This is a genomic window from Gordonia sp. (in: high G+C Gram-positive bacteria), from assembly GCF_049299075.1.
Lineage (GTDB): Bacteria > Actinomycetota > Actinomycetes > Mycobacteriales > Mycobacteriaceae > Gordonia.
This window is the reverse complement of sequence record NZ_JBAQWU010000012.1, coordinates 1-18,880: the sequence shown is the minus strand read 5'-3', so window position 1 is coordinate 18,880 and position 18,880 is coordinate 1. Positions and strand designations below refer to the sequence as shown.

At 66.5% G+C, this 18,880-nt stretch carries 19 protein-coding genes, 1 pseudogene and 1 riboswitch; of the genes and pseudogenes, 4 read left to right on the top strand and 16 right to left on the bottom strand.

Annotation, left to right across the window (positions count from 1 at the left end):
- A pseudogene (locus WAW85_RS00575) lies at positions 1–460 on the bottom strand (HNH endonuclease); the annotation flags it as partial.
- Positions 461–606: 146 nt separating this feature from the next.
- Positions 607–975 carry an Rv2175c family DNA-binding protein gene (locus WAW85_RS00570; protein WP_422557726.1) on the bottom strand — a complete coding sequence of 123 codons (369 nt, stop codon included), beginning with the start codon at positions 973–975 and terminating at the stop codon, positions 607–609.
- A 78-nt stretch (positions 976–1,053) separates the two neighbouring features.
- Here WAW85_RS00570 and WAW85_RS00565 point away from each other — a divergent pair, with 78 nt between their 5' ends.
- Positions 1,054–2,319, top strand: a complete 1,266-nt coding sequence (locus tag WAW85_RS00565; protein WP_422557725.1) for a protein kinase domain-containing protein — start codon at positions 1,054–1,056, stop codon at positions 2,317–2,319.
- Positions 2,320–2,342: 23 nt separating this feature from the next.
- Here the strand turns inward: WAW85_RS00565 and WAW85_RS00560 are convergent, their stop codons facing one another.
- The 3 genes from WAW85_RS00560 to WAW85_RS00550 form a co-directional block, all read right to left on the bottom strand.
- Positions 2,343–2,756, bottom strand: coding sequence for a hypothetical protein (locus WAW85_RS00560; protein ID WP_422557724.1), 414 nt, complete (start codon positions 2,754–2,756; stop codon positions 2,343–2,345).
- Between the two features lie 6 nt (positions 2,757–2,762).
- Positions 2,763–4,157 (bottom strand): class II 3-deoxy-7-phosphoheptulonate synthase, encoded by a 1,395-nt coding sequence (locus WAW85_RS00555; RefSeq protein ID WP_422557723.1) that lies wholly within the window; start codon positions 4,155–4,157, stop codon positions 2,763–2,765.
- A 67-nt stretch (positions 4,158–4,224) separates the two neighbouring features.
- Positions 4,225–4,710: a polyadenylate-specific 3'-exoribonuclease AS gene (locus WAW85_RS00550; protein ID WP_422557722.1), complete on the bottom strand. Its 486-nt coding sequence runs from the start codon at positions 4,708–4,710 to the stop codon at positions 4,225–4,227.
- An 88-nt stretch (positions 4,711–4,798) separates the two neighbouring features.
- Here WAW85_RS00550 and WAW85_RS00545 point away from each other — a divergent pair, with 88 nt between their 5' ends.
- Positions 4,799–6,154: a glycosyltransferase 87 family protein gene (locus WAW85_RS00545; RefSeq protein WP_422557721.1), complete on the top strand. Its 1,356-nt coding sequence runs from the start codon at positions 4,799–4,801 to the stop codon at positions 6,152–6,154.
- On the opposite strand, the gene WAW85_RS00540 is transcribed toward WAW85_RS00545, so the two are convergent.
- The 6 genes from WAW85_RS00540 to WAW85_RS00515 all read right to left on the bottom strand — a co-directional run bounded on the left by WAW85_RS00540 (position 6,066) and on the right by WAW85_RS00515 (position 10,311).
- Positions 6,066–6,752 carry a lysophospholipid acyltransferase family protein gene (locus WAW85_RS00540; RefSeq protein WP_422557727.1) on the bottom strand — a complete coding sequence of 229 codons (687 nt, stop codon included), beginning with the start codon at positions 6,750–6,752 and terminating at the stop codon, positions 6,066–6,068. The two genes, WAW85_RS00545 and WAW85_RS00540, sit on opposite strands and share 89 nt — an antisense overlap.
- Before the next feature lie 76 nt (positions 6,753–6,828).
- Positions 6,829–7,833 carry an ROK family protein gene (locus WAW85_RS00535; RefSeq protein ID WP_422557720.1) on the bottom strand — a complete coding sequence of 335 codons (1,005 nt, stop codon included), beginning with the start codon at positions 7,831–7,833 and terminating at the stop codon, positions 6,829–6,831.
- A gap of 14 nt (positions 7,834–7,847) precedes the next feature.
- The gene (locus WAW85_RS00530) at positions 7,848–8,195 is read right to left on the bottom strand and encodes a hypothetical protein (protein WP_422557719.1); all 348 of its coding nucleotides are present in this window, start codon (positions 8,193–8,195) and stop codon (positions 7,848–7,850) included.
- Positions 8,196–8,247: 52 nt separating this feature from the next.
- Positions 8,248–9,447, bottom strand: coding sequence for an ArsA-related P-loop ATPase (locus WAW85_RS00525; RefSeq protein ID WP_422557718.1), 1,200 nt, complete (start codon positions 9,445–9,447; stop codon positions 8,248–8,250).
- 23 nt (positions 9,448–9,470) lie between these two features.
- The gene (locus WAW85_RS00520) at positions 9,471–9,908 is read right to left on the bottom strand and encodes an SRPBCC family protein (protein WP_422557717.1); all 438 of its coding nucleotides are present in this window, start codon (positions 9,906–9,908) and stop codon (positions 9,471–9,473) included.
- Complete coding sequence (locus WAW85_RS00515; RefSeq protein WP_422557716.1) at positions 9,901–10,311, bottom strand: hypothetical protein; 411 nt, start codon at positions 10,309–10,311, stop codon at positions 9,901–9,903. Before WAW85_RS00515 ends, WAW85_RS00520 begins: the two co-directional genes overlap by 8 nt.
- Before the next feature lie 124 nt (positions 10,312–10,435).
- On the opposite strand from WAW85_RS00515, the gene WAW85_RS00510 reads away from it, so the two are divergent.
- Positions 10,436–12,244, top strand: coding sequence for an AMP-dependent synthetase/ligase (locus WAW85_RS00510; protein ID WP_422557715.1), 1,809 nt, complete (start codon positions 10,436–10,438; stop codon positions 12,242–12,244).
- A gap of 30 nt (positions 12,245–12,274) precedes the next feature.
- Here WAW85_RS00510 and WAW85_RS00505 read toward each other — a convergent pair whose 3' ends face one another.
- From WAW85_RS00505 to WAW85_RS00485, 5 genes are all read right to left on the bottom strand, one after another.
- A complete protein-coding gene (locus WAW85_RS00505) occupies positions 12,275–13,393 on the bottom strand; it encodes a glycosyltransferase family 4 protein (protein WP_422557714.1) in 1,119 nt (372 codons plus the stop codon).
- Positions 13,393–14,931, bottom strand: a complete 1,539-nt coding sequence (locus tag WAW85_RS00500) for a peptidase MA family metallohydrolase (RefSeq protein WP_422557713.1) — start codon at positions 14,929–14,931, stop codon at positions 13,393–13,395. Before WAW85_RS00500 ends, WAW85_RS00505 begins: the two co-directional genes overlap by 1 nt.
- 11 nt (positions 14,932–14,942) lie before the next feature.
- Positions 14,943–15,992 carry a C40 family peptidase gene (locus tag WAW85_RS00495; RefSeq protein ID WP_422557712.1) on the bottom strand — a complete coding sequence of 350 codons (1,050 nt, stop codon included), beginning with the start codon at positions 15,990–15,992 and terminating at the stop codon, positions 14,943–14,945.
- A 78-nt stretch (positions 15,993–16,070) separates the two neighbouring features.
- Entirely contained in the window at positions 16,071–16,634 is a 564-nt protein-coding gene (locus WAW85_RS00490) for a C40 family peptidase (protein WP_422557711.1), read from the bottom strand.
- 16 nt (positions 16,635–16,650) lie between these two features.
- A riboswitch (cyclic di-AMP (ydaO/yuaA leader) is annotated at positions 16,651–16,813 on the bottom strand.
- 108 nt (positions 16,814–16,921) lie between these two features.
- The gene (locus WAW85_RS00485; RefSeq protein WP_422557710.1) at positions 16,922–17,185 is read right to left on the bottom strand and encodes a hypothetical protein; all 264 of its coding nucleotides are present in this window, start codon (positions 17,183–17,185) and stop codon (positions 16,922–16,924) included.
- A gap of 158 nt (positions 17,186–17,343) precedes the next feature.
- Here WAW85_RS00485 and WAW85_RS00480 point away from each other — a divergent pair.
- Positions 17,344–18,880 (top strand): DEDD exonuclease domain-containing protein (locus WAW85_RS00480; protein WP_422557709.1); only part of this gene is annotated, 1,537 nt, incomplete at its 3' end.

The following is an 18,880-nucleotide window of genomic DNA, read 5'->3' as shown; positions in this document are numbered from 1 at the left end:
GGCCGATCTCCCCGTCAGCGACAGCAGCCTCGGTCGCAGGCAGCGAGGGTTCGCGGCGCTCCCCAGTCATCGTGGTGAACCGGCCCAACTCGGTCGCCAGCACCCGACGACGCCGAGCCTCCCCACTACCCAACCGCAGCCCACCGGAGTACAAGGCTGGCATCGAAATGAACCCGCCCTTCCGGTACGCGCCCCGATCACTCAGCTCCACATACAGGGCGGCATCGAACACCTGCCGTGCGCACAGGGTGCGCTCACGCGAGGCCAGCAGATCGAGCAGGCCATCCTCACTCTGGGCCACCAGAGCCGCCGACTGCAGGCGCTTCTCGGCAGCCTCCTGCACCGCCAGCAACTGCGCCGCCGACAACCCCTCCAGCAACACGGCCACATCCAGCGCGGGCGAAGCAGCGTCGTCGTTCATCACGGCCACCCCCCGCCAATCGGCATTCATGCTGGTCACACCAGGTTTCTTGATTCCCTATCCTCAGAGTACGCCCACTGAGTTGTGAAGACAACAGAATGTTCGAACTGTTTTCGAACACGTCCGGGTAGGCCAGACACAGCGCGGCCCACCTGCTCCGCACCATTCCAGGAAAAAGCCGACTGCTAGAAAGCCTGGGCTTGCGCGCGCCGGATCACTTCGCGCGCCGAATGCGTGTGCAGCGCCTGGGCCGGGTGCATACCCAAATCGTCGTAGTCGGTGAAGAACCAGCGCATCGCCTCGTCGCGCGAGTAGCCGCCGTCCATCAGGGTGTTCACCAGACCTTCGAAATGCTTGGCCAGATGACCGTCCTCGCCGAAAAACAGCGTTGGGATCACGGGCTGGCCGCCGCGCGATGCAGCAAGCAGATTGTGATCGCGGATCAGTGTGCGCACCCGGTTGGGTGAGACGTGCAGATGATCAGCCGCCTCGTCGAGGCTGAGCACCTCGGCGTCGTCGGAAAGGATGCCGATGGACAGCGGAAGGGAACTCACGGGACGGAACCTTACCGGAAGATTCACCGCTGCTCGGGTCCAACGTTTGTCCCGCCGGTCACGGTAGATTCACCTACCGTGAGTTCCCCCGACGATCCGCTGCTGGGCCGCGTGCTCGAACGCCGCTACCGCATCGATGCGCCGATCGCCCGCGGCGGCATGTCCTCGGTGTATGTCGGCACCGATCTGCGGCTAGGGCGCCGCGTCGCTGTCAAGGTGATGGACAGCCGGTATGTCGGCGATCCGCAATTCTTGCGCCGATTCGAATTCGAGGCCCGCGCCGTCGCCGGACTCAGCCATCCCGGGCTGGTCGCCGTCTACGACCAGAGCATCGACGGCGACATCGCCTTCCTTGTCATGGAACTCGTCCGCGGCGGCAGTCTGCGCGAGTTGCTCCGCGAACGCGGACCGATGCCTCCGCACGCGGTCGCCAGCATTGGTATCCCCACCCTCGGCGGCCTGGGCACCGCGCATCGGGCCGGCCTGGTACACCGCGATGTGAAGCCGGAGAACATCCTCATCTCCGATACCGGTGACGTGAAGGTCGCCGACTTCGGTCTGGTCCGTGCAGTCGCCGAAGCCGGTGTCACCTCGGCCAGCATCATCCTCGGTACCGCCGCCTACCTCTCTCCCGAGCAGGTCAGTTCCACCGACATCGATGCCCGCAGCGACGTCTACTCGGCCGGCGTCTTGTTCTTCGAACTACTCACCGGTCGGCAACCGTTCAGCGGCGCCACTCCGCTCGCTCTGGCCTATCAGCGGCTCAGTTACGACGTGCCCGCACCCAGCGACGTGATCGCTGGCATCCCGCCGCTGATCGACGAGATCGTGCTACGTGCCACCGAACGCGACCCCGACCTCCGGTACGACGACGCCTTTGCCATGCAGCATGCCCTGCTCGACGCCGTCGACGATCTGGGCCTCCCCCCGTTCACCGTGCCCGCCCCGCAACAGGCGTCGGCGCGCGTCACCTCGGCGATCGCCCGCCCCGTCGCCCCCCAACGTCCCGCCGAACGCGACCCGAACACCGATCCGGCGACCGAGGACTTCGGATACGAGGACTTCGGATACGACGACATCGGAGACGACGACATCGGAGACGACGCCGCGGACTACGCCCCGGCCGACTACGGCGACACTGATTACGACGAGCACTACCCGGACGGGCGAAGGCCCCCAGCTGCCCAGAGGCTCCGGGCCCCGGACCCGACCGACGTCGATCCGGCCTCATTCACTCAGGCCACCAGTGGCGTGGCTGCCTTCGCGTGGACAGTGATCGTCTTGCTGATCGCCGCCAGCCTGGCCGCCGGCGGCTGGGCGCTGGGCGCCATGCTGACCTCGTAGACGATTCCGCCGTTGCCACAGCCCTACTGAGGCCAGGCAGCGAGCACCTGATCGAGTGGGGTGGAGGCGATTGCCGACATCACGAACCAGGTGACCACGAGGATCATGATGGCCAGCGCGAGGAAGCAACTGGACCAACGCCGCCAGACCAGCGCACCGATCACCCCCGCCCCGGTCAGCACCACGCCGACCACCAGGGCGGTCATCGCTCGGCCGAAGAGGGTCCATGCCGCGTCACACGACATGCCGCAGATACCGCTGCTGAGGAAATAGATCGCGGTGAACACCACGGTCGTGAGCGACATCAGCACCAGCACGACACTGGCGATGATCGTCAGGATCCGGTTAGTCCGCGGCCAGCTGTCACCCGAAGCCGCCGGATCGGGCAGTCCGATAGATCCCGACGATCGGTTCGGGTGCTGCGCCCGGTCGGTCATCGCCGCTCAGCCGCGCAACATCTCCGCGACCAGGAACGCCAGCTCCAGCGACTGCTGGGTATTCAGTCGCGGATCGCACGCGGTCTCGTAGCGACTCTCCAAATCCAGATCGGACAGGTCTTGGGCGCCGCCGAGACACTCGGTGACGTCCTCACCGGTCAGCTCGATGTGAATGCCGCCCGGGTGGGTGCCCAGGGCATGGTGCACCTCGAAAAAGCCCTGCACCTCGTCGACGACTCGATCGAAATGCCGCGTCTTGAAGCCGTTGGACGCGGTGTGCGTGTTGCCGTGCATCGGGTCGCACTGCCAGATCACCTTATGACCGGTGGCTTCCACCGCCTCGACGATGGCCGGCAGCACGGTGCGCACCTTGTCGTTACCCATCCGGGCGACCAGGGTGAGGCGGCCCGGACGATTATCCGGATCGAGCAGTTCCACATACTCGGCGGCCTGCTCCGGCGTCGTCGTGGGACCGATCTTGACGCCGATCGGGTTGGCGATCATTTTCGCCAGCGCGATGTGCGCGCCGTCGAGTTGCCGAGTCCGCTCGCCGATCCACAGGAAATGCGCCGACAGATCGTAGAGCACCGGATCGTCACCACCGTTCGGATCATCGGCCAGACGCAGCAGGGCACGCTCGTAGTCCATCACCAATGCCTCGTGCGAGGCGAAGATCGAGGCCGACTCCAGCGAGGAGTCACTGACTCCGCAGGCATCCATAAACCGCAGGCCGCGATCGATCTCCGCGGCCAGCGCCTCGTAGCGGGCACCGGCCGGCGAGGTCCGCACAAAGGTGCGGTTCCAGTCGTGCACCCGAGCGAGGCGGGCCTCGCTTCCGGTCAGCGCACGCACCAGGTTCATCGCGGCAGCGGCATTCGCGTACGCGCGCACCAATCGCGACGGGTCGTGCACGCGCGCAGTCTCATCGGCTTCCAGGCCGTTGACCATGTCGCCGCGGTAACTCAGCAGACCGAGCGAGTCGGTGTTGGCCGACCGCGGCTTCGCGTACTGGCCAGCGATCCGGGCCACCTTCACCACCGGCATGCTCGCGCCGTACGTCAGCACAACGGCCATCTGCAGCAGAGTGCGGATGTTGGCCTTGATATGCGGCTCGGTGTTCGCCGCGAAGGTCTCGGCACAGTCGCCACCCTGCAACAAGAACGCGCGGCCGCAGGCCACCTCGGCGAGTTGCGCAGCCAGCGACTGGACCTCCGACGGCATGCAGATCGGCGGCACACTCTCCAGCACCGTCCGCATCTTGCGGGCCTCTTCGGCCGACCATTCGGGCTGCTGGAGCGCGGACCGGGCTAGCACGTCGGCGAACTCGTCCGCCAGCTTTCCGGGAAGCGGAGGAAGCTCCGGAAGGTCGTCGATCGGCACGTCTACGGTCCAGTTCACCACGGGTTCCACAGTAACCTGTGTCCCGGCGTGCCGCGCAGCCGACCAGCACCGGCCGCCCCGCGCAGGCTCAGCCCTCGCGCGGCGCCTCGATCGCCTGCCAGCGCAGCAGATTCTGCCGCGCATCGACCAGCGCACTGTGCGCGTCCTTCTGAGTCGCCGGCAACGGCGGGCTGCCCGCTGCTTCCCAGTGCTGACGCAGCTCCCGGGTGAACCGAGGCAGCGCAGCGGGCAGATCCACCATCGACCCCCACAGCTGACACAACACCACGTGGTCGTAGGCCCCGACCCAGGCCCACAGCTCCACCTCCCCGGGCCCCGAAGTCAAGAACTCAAGGAGCTCGTCACGAATCTGTCTGCGGCCCTTCCAGACCTTGTCCGACGGGGACGGCAGCTTGTCGAGCACATTGGCCCGCACCCACGGACCGGCCCGGTTCGGGTCGAACTCGGTGGAGACCGCATAGAATTCCCGGCCATCCTCGGACACCACGCCGATCGACACGAGCTCGATCGTGATGCCGTCTTCGATGAACTCGCAGTCGCAGAAGTAACGCACGACAGCCGATTATCCACCATCGGCCGTCCCACCGAATTCGACCGGCTCGCTGCCCTCGGTGGGACGGTATCAATTACCGTTACCTTCCATGGCTTCGCGAGCACGTACGACGGCGAGCCGGTTGCGCGACTGGCGCCCCGGCGCGATCGTCTGGATCCTCGCCTCGGCACTCTTCGCCACCTCGACGACTCTCCAGATCGTTGGCGTCCCCGGCACCTCGAGCTTCGGGACACGCACCCGCTTCGACCTGGACGTGTACCGCCTCGGCGGGCAGCTGTGGCATCAAGGCATCAGTCTGTACGCCGACGGCTCACTGCCGTTCACCACCGACGGTATCTGGCTGCCGTTCACCTATCCACCATTCGCCGCGCTGCTATTCACCCCGTTGGGCATGATCTCCCTGGACACCGGCGGTGTCATGCTGTCGGTGATCAGCGCCCTCTGCCTGGTCTATGTCACGGTGGTGTTCCTGCGCATGCTGCACATCGGTACGCGCGCCAACCGCACCGTGCTGGCCCTGCTCATCGCAGCAGGCGCGGTCTGGTGCAATCCGTTCGGCATGACACTGAGCTTCGGTCAGATCAACCTGATCCTGCTCGTGATTATCGTTGTCGACCTCTTTGTCCTGGGCCGCACCCCATCGGCCGCGACGAGTGGTCTGCGCGGCACCCTGATCGGACTCGCTTCCGCTATCAAACTGACGCCGTTGGTCTTCCTCATCGTCTTCGCCGCCGCCAGCAAATGGCGGGCGATGTGGACCGGCGTGACCACTTTTCTTCTCGCCGCCGCGATCGCCGCAGTCTGGCTGCCCGGCGACTCACTCCAGTACTGGACCGACACGCTCTTTCACACCGGCCGGATCGGCGTACCCGAAGGCCCGATCAACCAAAACTTCAACGGCGCCTGGCTGCGCCTGCTTGGCCCGGAGAATCCGGTAGCTCCGGCTGCCTGGGTGATGTCGGCGCTCGTGATCACCGCGCTGGCGGCGATCGCCCTCTACCGCACCCGACCGGCTGCTGCCTTCCGCGTGAACCCGACCCCGCGCGACGACATCAATGCCGTGCTCGCAGCCTGCATAGTCGCGTTCTGGGGCCTGCTGGTGGCACCGACCACCTGGTCGCATCACTGGGTCTGGTCACTGCCGGCGATCCTCGCGTGCCTCGTCGTGGCCGGACATTCGCCGTCAGCGTGGACCACGCGCCTGTACGGAGCCCTTGGCGTAGCCGGCATCCCAATCTTCGCCATCGGCCCGTTTCAACTCATGCCAGCGGACGTCACCACATGGTCGTGGTGGCAGCAGGTGGTCGGCAACGCCTACTTGCTGTGGGCGTTTGCCTTCCTGATTCTGTTGTGGCTCAAGCCTTTTCGGCAGGCGACTCTTTCAGACTCGCCGCATAGACGTCGACATACTGCTGACCACTCAAAGCCATCAGCGCGTACATGATTTCGTCGGTCACGGCCCGTTCGATGAAGCGGTTGCCTGCCATCCCCTCGTAGCGGGAGAAATCCAGCGGTTCGCCGAACCGTACGCCGATGCGGGTGGGCCGCGGCAACACTGTGCCCGGCGGGTTGATGTGATCGGTATTGATCATCGCTACCGGAATCACCGGAACACCGCATTCCAGTGCCATCCGGGCCAGACCCGTCTTCCCCTTGTATAGCCGACCGTCCGGCGACCGCGTGCCCTCCGGGTACAGACACAGCAGCCGGTCAGATTCGAGCACCCGCCGCCCCGCAGCCAGTGCATCTGCGGCAGCACTCGCCCCCGAGCGGTCGATAGGGATCTGACCCGAAGCCGAGAAGAACCACTTCTGGAAGCGCCCCTTGAGTCCCGGAGAGGTGAAGTACTCACTCTTGGCCAGGAAGAAGATCCGGCGGCGGGACGCCATCGGCAGATAGAAGCTGTCAACAACGGCCAGATGATTGCTCGCCAACAACGCGGGTCCGCGCTGAGGAATGTTCTTCCGGCCCTCCACTTTGGGCCTGCCCATCAGCCACATCCAGGGCCCCATGAGGATGGATTTGAAGAAGAAATACCACATCGACGTCATCGACGACCTGCTTCCTGCCGGGCTTGCCGCACCATCGTCTCCGGGCGCGCTGGTATGAGTTGCCACTCTACTCACGCGGGCTGGTGATCGGACCGCCTGGTGCGAGCCCTGCAGCCAGATCGGTCCGGGCCACCTGCGCGGCGCCAATCAGCCCCGCGTTCTCGCCAAGCTGAGTGGACCGAATACGTGCCAGCTGACGATGTCCGGCGCCGGTGACCATTGACGCATAATGCTCGCGCGCCTCATCCAAGTACAGCCCGGCCGCCATCCCCAGCCCCCCTGCAATCACGATCAAATCGGGGTCAAAGACATCGGCGATCAGGGCCATACCCTGCCCCAGCCAGTGTGCGAGGGACGCGAACGCCGCCACCGCGACCGGGTCTCCTTCGGCTGCCGCGGCCGCCACCCGACGCCCGGTCAGCGACCCCGGATCAGCTGCCGATTCCGCGGCGAGCACCGAATGTCCCATATCGTCGCGCGCCAGCAGCTCAATCACGGTGTCGACCAAAGCTGTTCCGCTGCAATACCTTTCGAGACATCCTCGCTTTCCACACGAACACGGACGCCCATCGGGAACCACAACGATATGGCCAAGCTCCGGCGCCACTCCGAAGGTGCCTCGGTAGAGCTGACCCCCCATCAGCATGCCCGCGCCGATGCCCGTGCCGAGAGTCATCACCAGCGTATTGTTGCCGCGGGCCGCCGCGCCGAAATGCAGTTCGGCCACCGCCGCCGAGTTCGCATCGTGCTCGGCGAACACGGGCAGCCCCAGCCGCGCCGACATGGCCGCCGGTACTGGCGCCTCACGCCACGGCAAATGCGGCGCGAACCGCACCACCTGGCGGTCCGGCGACAGGAATCCAGCGATAGCCAACCCGACTGCCTGCGCCGACCACCGATCGCGCAATTCGGTCACCATCCGGTCCAGGCAGTGCTCCAGGGCCGACACGGTGGGCGGCGTCGCCGCCCGCAGGGTATCGAGCATGCTGCCGTGCGAATCGACCACCGCCGCGCGCACGCTGGTGCCGCCGATGTCGATTCCGATAGTCAGATCGTTGGTCGAAGCGCCCACAACGATCAAGGGTGTCACGGATGGGCGGGTGCGGCGGTGATCCTGACCGGAATTGCCTGGAACGACGTGGCCGCAGCGGGGCGGGCGGACGCTGGCGACGACTTGAGCGCCTCGGAGATCGCCTGCAACAGTGCAACGAGCACCGAGAGCAGGCGAGACAGCAGGTCGCCCAGTTCCGTGGCCGCCGAGCCGAGTTCACCAATCAGCCCGTGCAGCGGGGAATCGACGCCAATCACATCCTCGGCGCCGACACCGCCGATCACACCGGCGATTTGTTCGATCTGGGTCGCGAAACCAAGCAGCAGGGCATGCAGCGGATCGCCGTCGGCGCCTCCGGCACTGCTCCCCGGTGTATCGGTCATCTCGCGGCGGTTCCCTTGTCTGCGGTCGTGGTGAGAGGGCAAGTTTACCCGGTCACCGCTGCGGCCAGACCGCCGGATCGGGAGTGAAGGTCACCACGAGTTCCCGGCCGTTCCAGTCCGCGCCGGCCACCTGGCAGCGCCGCAGTACCGACGGCAGTCGCACCGGCTGACGGAAGCCGGCGATGGTGACCAGCAAGTCATCCCCCGAACGGCCCAGGGCCAGCGCCGAGGGGTCAGGCAGGCTCTGCCGCCACCGTAGTTCGTACACCGCGTCCAGCCCGTCGCCGCCCACGTCGTCGACCCGCAACGCCGACGCGCCCCGCGAACGCCCGTTCGGCGCTGGCCAAGTGATGTCAAGTTTGCGCAGCGCCGACATCCTGGTCGGTTCGCAGTCCTGGGCGGCCACCGTCCGGACCGACACCGACGAGCCAGCGTCCGGGCCGAGTATCGTCCGCACTGTGGCCTCGGCCGCCTCAGTGTCCCGACTACTCGCACCAGCATTCACCAGCACCGAGCGGAGCGGCAGCCCCATGAGTTCGGTCATCGCCAGATAATCCGGCGCGGTCAGCGCACCGCGCTCTCCGCCGGGCAGCACCAGGTGCGCGGCGGTCACCGTCGGATCGACAAGCAGTTCAGCCAGATCCTGGCAGTCGCGGTAGATACTGTCGATCGCGACCGCCAGCGGAGCCAGCGCGGGCTTCTCCGCCGATTCAGCCATCCGCAGGTGTCGCGGCCACAACCGGTCGATCGCAGCGGCCAGCACCGTCGGCGCCCGCAACAGTGCGAAGGGATCGCCGATCCCCGACAAATCGACCACCACCCGCTGCCAGCGACCGGAGTTGGCGGCCGCACTGATCGCCCGCAGCAGCAGAAAGTCGACGATGCCGGGCAGACCGGTCAGTTCCCCCGCGTCGATCCCCGCGATCGAATCGACCACCGGAAGTAGGTGCCGCGCGGCACCGGCCGCGTTCAGCGCCCCGGTGAAATCCGACCACGATCGCTCGGACACAGTCAGTGGATCCAGATGCAGCAGGTCCAGGTCGGCCGTCACCGCGACCGGCTCGTCGGGCACCCGGAAGACCCCCAGCCACTGCGGCATCGGCGAACGCGGATCGACAGTCAGCAGCAGAGTATCGCCACCATTGCCCAGGTTGAGCGGACCGGCGCGGTGCGGGGCGCGGCCAGCATCGGCCGCTTCCACCGCCCCCGCCGCCGACAGCGCCGAAATCCCTGATCCGGCGGGGCCGAACACCAGGTGAATGGGCGCCAGATCGATCAGCCTTCGACCCTCTTCTTCAGATCGGACAGCGCCGATTCGGTGATCGCCTTCTCGGCGCGGCGCTTGAGCTGGCTGATCATGGGAATCTTCAGATCCACGGTCAGGCGGTAGGTCACCTTGGTGGAGCCGGGCACCTGCTGCTCCAGCCCATAGGAACCCTGCTGATCGCGCTGCAGTTCACTGGACTCCAGCCGCCAGGCGACACCGGTGCCATCGGGTGCCCAGTCGTAGTCCAGGACGTACACATCGGTCAGCACCCCGGCGTCGAGTTCAAACCGCACGCGCCGTCCGCGGCCCTGCGCATCGCGCTCGAGCACCGATACCGCGCGGGTGGCACCCACCCACTGCGGGTAGGCGTCGAAGTCGGCGATCACCGCCAACACCTCGGCGACGTCGGCGCCGATCACGATGGACCGCTCGGTGTGGTCAGCCATGGGTGTCCTCACCCGCGGCCGGGCCACCGATCTCACGACCGGCTTCCAGCAGAGCTTTCACCTCGAACGACATCTGTTTACCGGCGACTCGCCGCTGCTTGTTGGCGTCGGCGATGGCCGCCATCGCGGCCGCTGGCTCGCTCGGCCACGGCGTCGTCGGATCGGCGTGCAGATAGTAGTGCAGAACAAAACCGTCGAGCACTGCTTCGCACCAGATCTCCATGGTGCCCGCCACGGGCCCGTCGACCCGCCAGCGCACTCCCGCATGGCCGCGGTCCTCGACGACGTCCAAACGCAGATCGCCGAACCATCGACGCCAGCGCACCGGATCGTTCACTACGGCCCCGGCCGCGGACGGGGCCGCAGCGACGAAGGTCTCGTCAGCCACCTGGATGGTCGTCACCCGCTAAGCATCACACATCGGCCCCGAGCAGCCCAAGCCGACCGTCCTGATCCGCCGCCCGACGGGCGGCGATAGAGTAGATCGACTCTACTGGCCGACCGCATCCCAAAGGGGGGCAAAGCTCATGCCCGAATGCCGCGTACCCGCACGGTTCATCACTCCGTCCGAGCGCAACGCGACGGACGTCATCTACGACGCCGCCGCCACCGCACCCGGTCGGACAGTATTCCTTCGCCAAGACGGCGGCCAGTGGCTCCCGGTCACGGCGGCCGACGCCGTCGCAACGATCCGCGCCATCGCCAAGGGACTGATCGCCTCGGGCGTCAACCCCGGCGACCGCGTGGCCCTGATGTCAGCTACCCGCTTGGAATGGACGCTCCTCGACTTCGCCATCTGGAGCACCGGCGCCACTCCGGTCCCCATCTATGACTCGTCGGCCGCCGCACAGGTCGACTGGATCATGGAGGATTCGAATGCGGTCGGCATCATCGTCGAGAACGAGGCCAAGCGGAAGCTGCTCGACGACGTCGAGCACGTCACCGCCGCCACCTTGGTGTTCACGATCGCCCCCAAGCAAGGCCCGGACCTGATCGAGCAACTCACTGCGGCCGGCACCTCGGTGACCGACGCTGAACTCGAGGCACGACGACGCTCGCTGCGCGCCGACTCTCCCGCCACCCTGATCTACACATCGGGCACCACCGGCCGCCCCAAGGGCGTCATGCTGGCGCACTCAAATCTGCTCGGCGAGGTCGGCGGAGTCCTGGACACCTCACTGTCCCCCTTGTTGAACGAGGACAAGCGCCTACTGCTGTTCCTCCCGATGGCCCACGTCCTGGCACGCGGAGTCAATCTGATCGCCATCGAGGCAGGTGTCGCCGTCGGGTACACCTCCGACATCAAGAACCTGCTGCCCACTTTCGAGGTCTTCGGCCCCTCGTTGATTCTCTCGGTGCCCCGCGTCTTCGAGAAGGTCTACAACTCGGCGCGGCAAAAGGCGTACGATAGCTCCGCGATTAAGGGCAAGATTTTCGATCGCGCCGCCAGCACCGCGATCGCCTTCTCACAGGCTCAAGACCACGGCTCGCCGGGCTTTCTCCTCGATCTGCGACATAAGCTGTACGACCGCCTCGTCTACGCCAAGCTGCAGGCTGCGCTCGGCGACCGATGCGAGTTCGCGATTTCCGGCGGCGCCCCGCTCGGCGCACGACTCGGCCACTTCTTCCGCGGCGTGGGGATTCCGGTGTACGAGGGCTACGGCCTCACCGAGACCACCGCAGCGATCACCGTGAACACCCCTGCGCAGGTCCGCATGGGCACCGTCGGACGTCCCATCCCGGGCAATGCGGCCCGCATCGCCGAGGACGGCGAGGTCCTCCTGAGCGGCGCCGTTGTCTTTGACGGCTACTGGCAGAATCCGGACGCCTCCGCCGAGGCCCTCACTGACGGGTGGTTCCACACCGGCGACCTGGGCACTCTCGACGAAGACGGTTTCCTCACAATCACCGGACGGAAGAAAGAAATCATCGTCACCGCCGGCGGCAAAAACGTCTCGCCAGCCCCGCTGGAAGACATCATGCGCGCCCACCCGATGATCTCCCAAGCCATGGTGGTCGGTGATCAACATCCGTTCATCGGTACCTTGCTGACGCTCGACGCCGAGGAGGTTCCCGGCTGGCTGCAGCGCCACGGCAAGGACCCGGAAACCAGCATTCGCGTCCTCGTCCGCGACCCGGACCTGCATGCCGATCTGCAGACCGCCATCGACGAGGCCAACGCCACCGTCTCGCACGCCGAAGCCATCAAAAAGTTCCGGATTCTGAAGGACGACTTCACCGAAGAGACCGGAGAACTGACTCCGACACTCAAGGTCAAGCGCAAGGTGGTCGCCGAAAAGTTCGATCGCCAGATCGACAAGATCTACCGGAAGTAGCGTTCGGGCCGCTTCCCTCCCCCTGCCAGATCAGAGGAGTTGCTGGAGCCGGGCTGCCTGGTGGCGCCACTGCCAGTGGTTGACGGTCCACTCGCGTCCGGCAGCCCCCATCGCACGCGCGCGCACAGGGTCGGCGAGCAAGTCGATGATGGCGGTGGCCACCTGGTCGACGTTGCGACCGTCCACGACCAGCCCCGTCTCGCCGGGCCGGACAGTCTCCGGTGCGCCGCCGGAGTCACCGGCGACGACGGGAACCCCGCAGGCGGACGCCTCCAGGAATACGATGCCCAAGCCTTCGACATCCAGTCCGCCGCCGCGGGTTCGGGTCGGCATGGCGAAGACATCGGCCATGGCGTGGTGCCCAGCGAGTTCGGCGGCAGGCACGGAGCCGGTGAAGGTGATCCGGTCGGAGACACCGCTCTCCACAGCGAGTTTGCGCAGGTGGTCGCCGTAGGGACCACCACCGACGATCATCAGATGCACGTCCGGCACCGCGGCGACCAACTGCGGCATGGCATTGATCAGGATGTCCTGTCCTTTGCGCGGGACGAGCCTGGACAGACACATCACCACGGGAGCCTCCCCCAGTCCGTAACGCTCCCGGAGTTCTTCCCGCGCAAGCCGATTCGGTGCGAATCGGTCGACATCCACACCGCAGGGCAGGTACTCCAGCGCGCCCCACCGGCCGAACGCCGAGGCGAACCGGCCCCGCGTGTAACGACTGACATAGGTGATCACGTCGGCCGTCTCACCGATGAGGCGAAGTACCTGGCGGGAGCCCGGGAGCATCGACCAGCCGACCTCGTGCCCGTGCGTGCTCGCCACGATCCGCTGCGCGCCGGCCGTCCGCAACACCGGACCCAGCACCGCGAGCGGAGCCGCCGCCCCAAACCAGACGGTGTGAATCTCGTTGTCGCGCACCAACTTTGCCGCTCGACGCGCCACCGACGCGGTGGGCAGCATGAGCGTCGTGCGATGTCGGACGATCCGATACGGCGCGGCCGCGTCGTACGCTTCGCACCCCTTCCAGCGCGGCGCGTACACGATCACGTCGTCGGCGGGCAGATGCGCGATCAGGTTCTCCAAATACGACTGAATCCCGCCAGGACGCGGCGGGAAGTCGTTGGTGACCAACAGCGTCCGGTGCATCAGCGCACCTCCCGCTTCAGCCAACGCTGCCAGGCCGTGATCAGTTCGTCCTGCGTCTCTCCCAGCGTTTGCTGTAGGGCCGCGGCAATCTTCGTGTCGTCGCCCTGGGCCACCGCCAAGTACATCTGCTTCAACCGATCGTCGCCGTACGTGTCGGCCACGAACGCCGCGAACGACCACGCCGTCTGGTAGGCGATACGCGCCTCGGCCGTATCCACCGAGAACGCCGCATCGGTGGGCCAAGTGTCAGGGAGCCGACCGGCGGCGACCTGGACGGCAAGGTCGGGCGCCAGGTCGGTCACACTGGCGCGCGTCCCGCGGCGACCGACGTACTCGGCCACTCCTTCGGTGAGCCACATCGGCGCCTGTTCCGCGGTGGACAGGCGCGTGGCCACATGGAACAGCTCGTGTCGCAGCACCACCGCGAGCCCGGTTGCAGAAAGCTGAGCTGCGGCCGGCGACAGCACAATTCGCTGGCCCACCACCGCCTTCGTGCCGCCGTCGATCCTGGAGTACACGGTCGCTGCGGCCGCAGCCGACGTCGAACCGGACGCTGTACGGGTGAATGCCGCGAACTGTTGGGGTGTGGCAGTCGCCACCACGACCGCCTTCCGATTCCAGTCACGACCCCAGAAGTCGGACACCGCGCTGACTGCCCCCGGCAATTCGGTCCGCACCACGCCCACGGTCCGGTCGGTACCGGTATACGAGAGCACCGCCGACTGCCCACCGGTGGTACGCACGTCGGCCGCCCGCAATCCGCCGAACTGCCAGGGGGGAACCTCCGCTGGCCGACCCGACTCCTCTGTCTGCGCCGTCGGATCGGGCGCCACCGTGGCGTCGCCGAGCAGCTTCCACCCCTCGGTGTAGCGGCTGAACGCCAACATGCCGGGCAGGTCGATTTCGGGTTCGTCGACCCCGGGCACCACCGCTCCGCCGAGCGCATAGGTCAGCTTCACCGCCGATACCCACGAATCAGTGCTTCCGGCGTCGGTCAGCTTCACGCCCAGTTCACCGCCGATCAACCGATCGGGCCCGGAGTTGTGCGCGAGCTGGTACGTCATCGTACGCAACACCAGAGTGGTGCCGCGGGACACAGGTTTACTACTCGATGACGACACCGCACCGGACGAGGAGGAGGACCGTCCCGCGGTGCGCCCGGTGGTGCGCTCAGTGGTCTCCCCGACGTCAGGTTCGGACTCGTCGGTGGTACCCGTGGGTCGCGTGTTGCTGCGTACCGCGCCGAGTACGGCATTCGGGCTGAGATCAGCTTGCGCCTCCCGCCACCACCGGATGAACGACGGATCTGCGAGCGGATCGATCAGCGCGTCGAGCTGCGCGCGGGTACCACTGGTGAGGACCTTGTTCAGTTCGTCGAGGAGCACGCCGACACCCTCAGCACGCTGTTCCTCGTACACGCTCGGCGGGGTGGAGAAGATCGACGCCAGTGCCGACGACGGGGACGGGGCCGCCGTGTCCTGTCCACACCCGCTGACCGCGCCGCCGAGGACCGTCAGCGCCAGAACTGCGCTGAACACACGGCGCAACGTCAGTACCGTCGGGCAGTGAAGTACGGACCGCCCTTGTCCACGGGGACAACGGCAACCGGTACGCCGAACGTCGACGCGTGGATGACGTAACCATCGCCCACGTACATGCCGACGTGGTGGGCATCCGGGTAGTAGATGATCAGGTCACCGGGCTTGAGGTCGTTGCGATCGACGGCGGTGCCACCGCCCATCTGCGCCTCACTGGTGCGCGGGATGGTTTTACCAGCCTGCTTGTACGCCCACACCATGAGCCCCGAACAGTCGAAGGAGTCGGGACCGATCGCGCCCCACACGTAGGGTTTACCGATCTTGGTGAGCACGGCTTGGACGGCAACCAGAGCCGGTGCGGTGCCCTTGGGCACCGAAGCCGGATCGAAATCGTACTTCGGCCCGGCCAGAGCGGCCAGTTGCTCGCCGGTCATCGATTCGTAGATGGCCCGAATCGAAATCGATTCCAGCTGCAACTGCTGCTGCGTGGTCTGCAGTTCGCGGCGTTTGCGCGCGGCTTCCTTCATCGCACCGGCGGCGGTGGCGGAGGTCTGCTCGGCGGTCAACTTGGCGGTCGTCGCCTCGGCTGCGGTTGCGCGGATCGCGCGCACATCGCCGGCCGCCTGGCGTGAAATTACTTCCAGGTTGGACATATTGTCCAGAAGGTGCTGCGGCGAGTCACTGACGAGCATCGCGTACAGGCGGTTCACGCGAACGCCGCGCGAGCTGGCGCGCGCCAAAGCGTCGACCTTGCCTTGCGCGGACGACATCCGCTCATTGGCCTTGTTCAGCCGAACCTGCGCGCCAGCGGCGACCTTGTTCTGCTGTTGCACGATCTTGTTCTGTTTGGTGTGTTCCACCTGCGCCGCGTTCATCGCTTCCGCGGACTTCTCGGCCTTAATCGAGAGCTGCTTGTAGCGCGCGAGCACCTGCTGCGCGGTGCGCGGCTCGGCGACCGAAACCGCGGGTACTGCGGTCGCCATGGAACCCGCAATCACCAGTGCGGTCACCACGGAGATCGCGAGCCGCGTCCGGCGGCGGAAAGTGTCAGAAGTTGCCATTACTGGATGCCCCTACCAAAGCCGTCGACGAGCCGTACGCGGTGTGCACGGCTCGTCGGACAAAAGTCTCGGTTCCGATCAGTAGCGACGGATACCGGTCAGAGCCCAGGCCTTGACCGTGTCGCGCTTAACCGGCACACCATAGGTAGACGAGTGCACGAACTGACCGTTGCCAGCGTAGATTCCCGCGTGGCCGCCGCCATTGAAGATCAGGACGTCGCCGACCTTGGCTTGAGCGAGCGAGGCGACAGGCTGGCCGCCACCGAGCTGACCGTAGCTGTCGCGCGGAATGGTCTTGCCAGCCTGCTTGTAGGACCAGTAGACCAGGCCCGAGCAATCGAACGCATTCGGGCCGGCCGCACCGTAGGAGTAGGGCGAACCAATCTTCGACTCGGCGGCGCGCAGGGCGCGCTGGGCGCGGTTCGGCTGAGCGCTGAGGATGCCACCACCGTTGCCCTGCTGGAACTCCGGCGGGATCTGGTTCTCATTGACGCCCGGGAGGTCAAAGCTACCGACGCCCGGGATCGAGATCGGGGCGGCGTCGGCCGGGCTGGCGGCGAGCGCCAGGGCCCCCACGGCGAGCGCGCCGGAAACGACGGCGGTCTTCGCGGCCTTGGGCTGTTCGATGCGGTGTTTCGCCACGGAAACGGTCTCCTTGTAGTTCTTCCTTACCGCCGACCGGGTTAGCTGTCGGGTTCGGGCCGGAAGAAGATGGCCCTACGCGGTCTCCCGCGATTCACCCCGATTCCCTCGCTGAGGGAAAGAAGTGGGTCCCCGGTTCGTTCCGCTTTGGAAGCGAAACAATTAGGCGGTGCCCTTCCCAAAGTCCCCCGAGTGGGGTCCTCCGTCGTGGAAGGTCTCAGAAAGATTACGAAACTCTTCACCCGAATGTCCACTGAACACGCGACAACATCGTCTTGAGCTTCACATCAGACAGCCCGGAGATGCGGGCGCGCAATCGCCCATTCCGCACTCTGACCTGTATCGATTCGCGATTTGGCGGTCTGTGCCACCGACGGCGAAATCAGCTGTGTGGCGGCCAGCACAGTCACCGCATCCAGCAATTCCCGATCGGGCCCACCGACCTCGCGACTGGGGCCAAAGTCCCTGCTCATCGGGTCGAAAAGGACCTGCATCAGGCAGCCGTCGCAGGCCCGATTGCGGCCCGGACAGGTGGCGCAGTCAATCTTCATTGTGATCTACCTCTCACTTGCGTCTCAGGGGCGGCCGACCGGGGTCTTGCCCCAGATCGACACACCGGGAACGAACCAGAAAGGCTCGACCTTGACTGAAGAGTAGGTCCGGCCTCCGACAAATCTGTGTGTCGGAGCGCACCGATAGCCTCCGACCTATGTCCCTGGACCGTGTATCCGCACCGCGCCAACTGACCTTTGCTGATCTGCCCGAAGACGACGCCTTCGCCACGACCGCGCTCTTCGAAACGACGCTGGTGATCGTCGACCTGGAAACCACCGGCGGTAGCGCCGAGTCCGACGCCATCACCGAGATCGGCGCGGTCAAAATCCGCGGCGGTCAGGTGCTCGGCGAGTTCGCTACCCTCGTCGACCCCGGCCGCGCGATTCCCCCGCAGATCGTGTCCCTCACCGGAATCACGACGGCAATGGTGCACGACGCCCCGCGCATCACCGAGGTATTGCCCGCGTTCTTCGAATTCGCCCGAGGTGCGATCCTCGTCGCCCACAACGCCCGATTCGACGTCGGTTTCCTTAAACGCGCGGCCGCCCGCCAGCAGCTTCGGTGGCCCTTCCCCGCCCAGCTGTGCACCGTGGTGCTGGCGCGGCGCGTCTTGTCCCGAGAGGAGGCACCAACGGTCAAACTCTCCGCGCTGGCCGAACTGTTCGACGTCTCCGTCAGGCCCACCCACTGCGCCCTCGACGACGCCCGCGCCACCGTCGACGTCCTGCACCGGCTCCTCGAGCGCGTCGGGAACCAAGGGGTCCGCACCTATCGCGACCTGACCCAGTACCTACCGCGGGCCAGCCCGGCCCTGCGCGCCAAACGTTCGCTGGCCGACGGGCTGCCGCACCGGCCCGGCGTGTACATTTTTCGCGGACCCGGCGACGAAGTCCTCTATATCGGGACCGCCGTCAATCTGCATCGCCGCGTCAGCAGCTACTTCACCGGCGCGGACACGCGGGCACGGATGGCCGAGATGGTCACTCTGGCCGTACGCGTCGACCACATCGAGTGCGCGCATGCCCTCGAAGCCGCCGTCCGCGAGCTCACCCTGCTGGCCGTCCACAAACCGAGCTTCAACCGCCGCTCCCGCAATGCGCACGCCGGCTGGTGGATCACCCTGACTGCCGAGCGCTTCCCCCGGCTCGAGGTCAGCCGAACACCCGGCCCGGTCAGTATCGGCCCGGTCCGCAGTCGCGCGCTGGCTGCCGACATCGCCGACGTGATCTCCGGTGCCGCCGGCCTGCGCACCTGTGCCGTCCTAGCGGCTTCGGCCGATCATCACTTCTGTGCCGGCCCGGCGGCCGCCGCGACACTTCCCGACCCGCTCGTCGCCGCCGTTCCCGGCGTCTGCCGCGGTGCCAGCGACCGTCCGCAAACCCTCCCCGACTATCTCCCTCGGGTCCGCGCCGTGCACGACCTCATCACCGGCAGTTCCAGCGCGCTGCTGACTGCTGTGGACACGCGCCTTGCCGCCCTGGTGGACCTGCGCCGCTTCGAGTCGGCGGCCCGGGCCCGCGATCGTCTCGCCGCCACCATCGAGGCCCTCGCCCGCTGCCAGCAGCTATCGTCCATCGCGCGCGCGGCGGAAATCGTCCTGGCCCGACCGGCGTCCGACGGCGGCTGGGAATTCGCTGTCGTGCGGCACGGTCGGCTCGCCGGCGCGGGCTGCGCGATACCCGGGGCCGCCC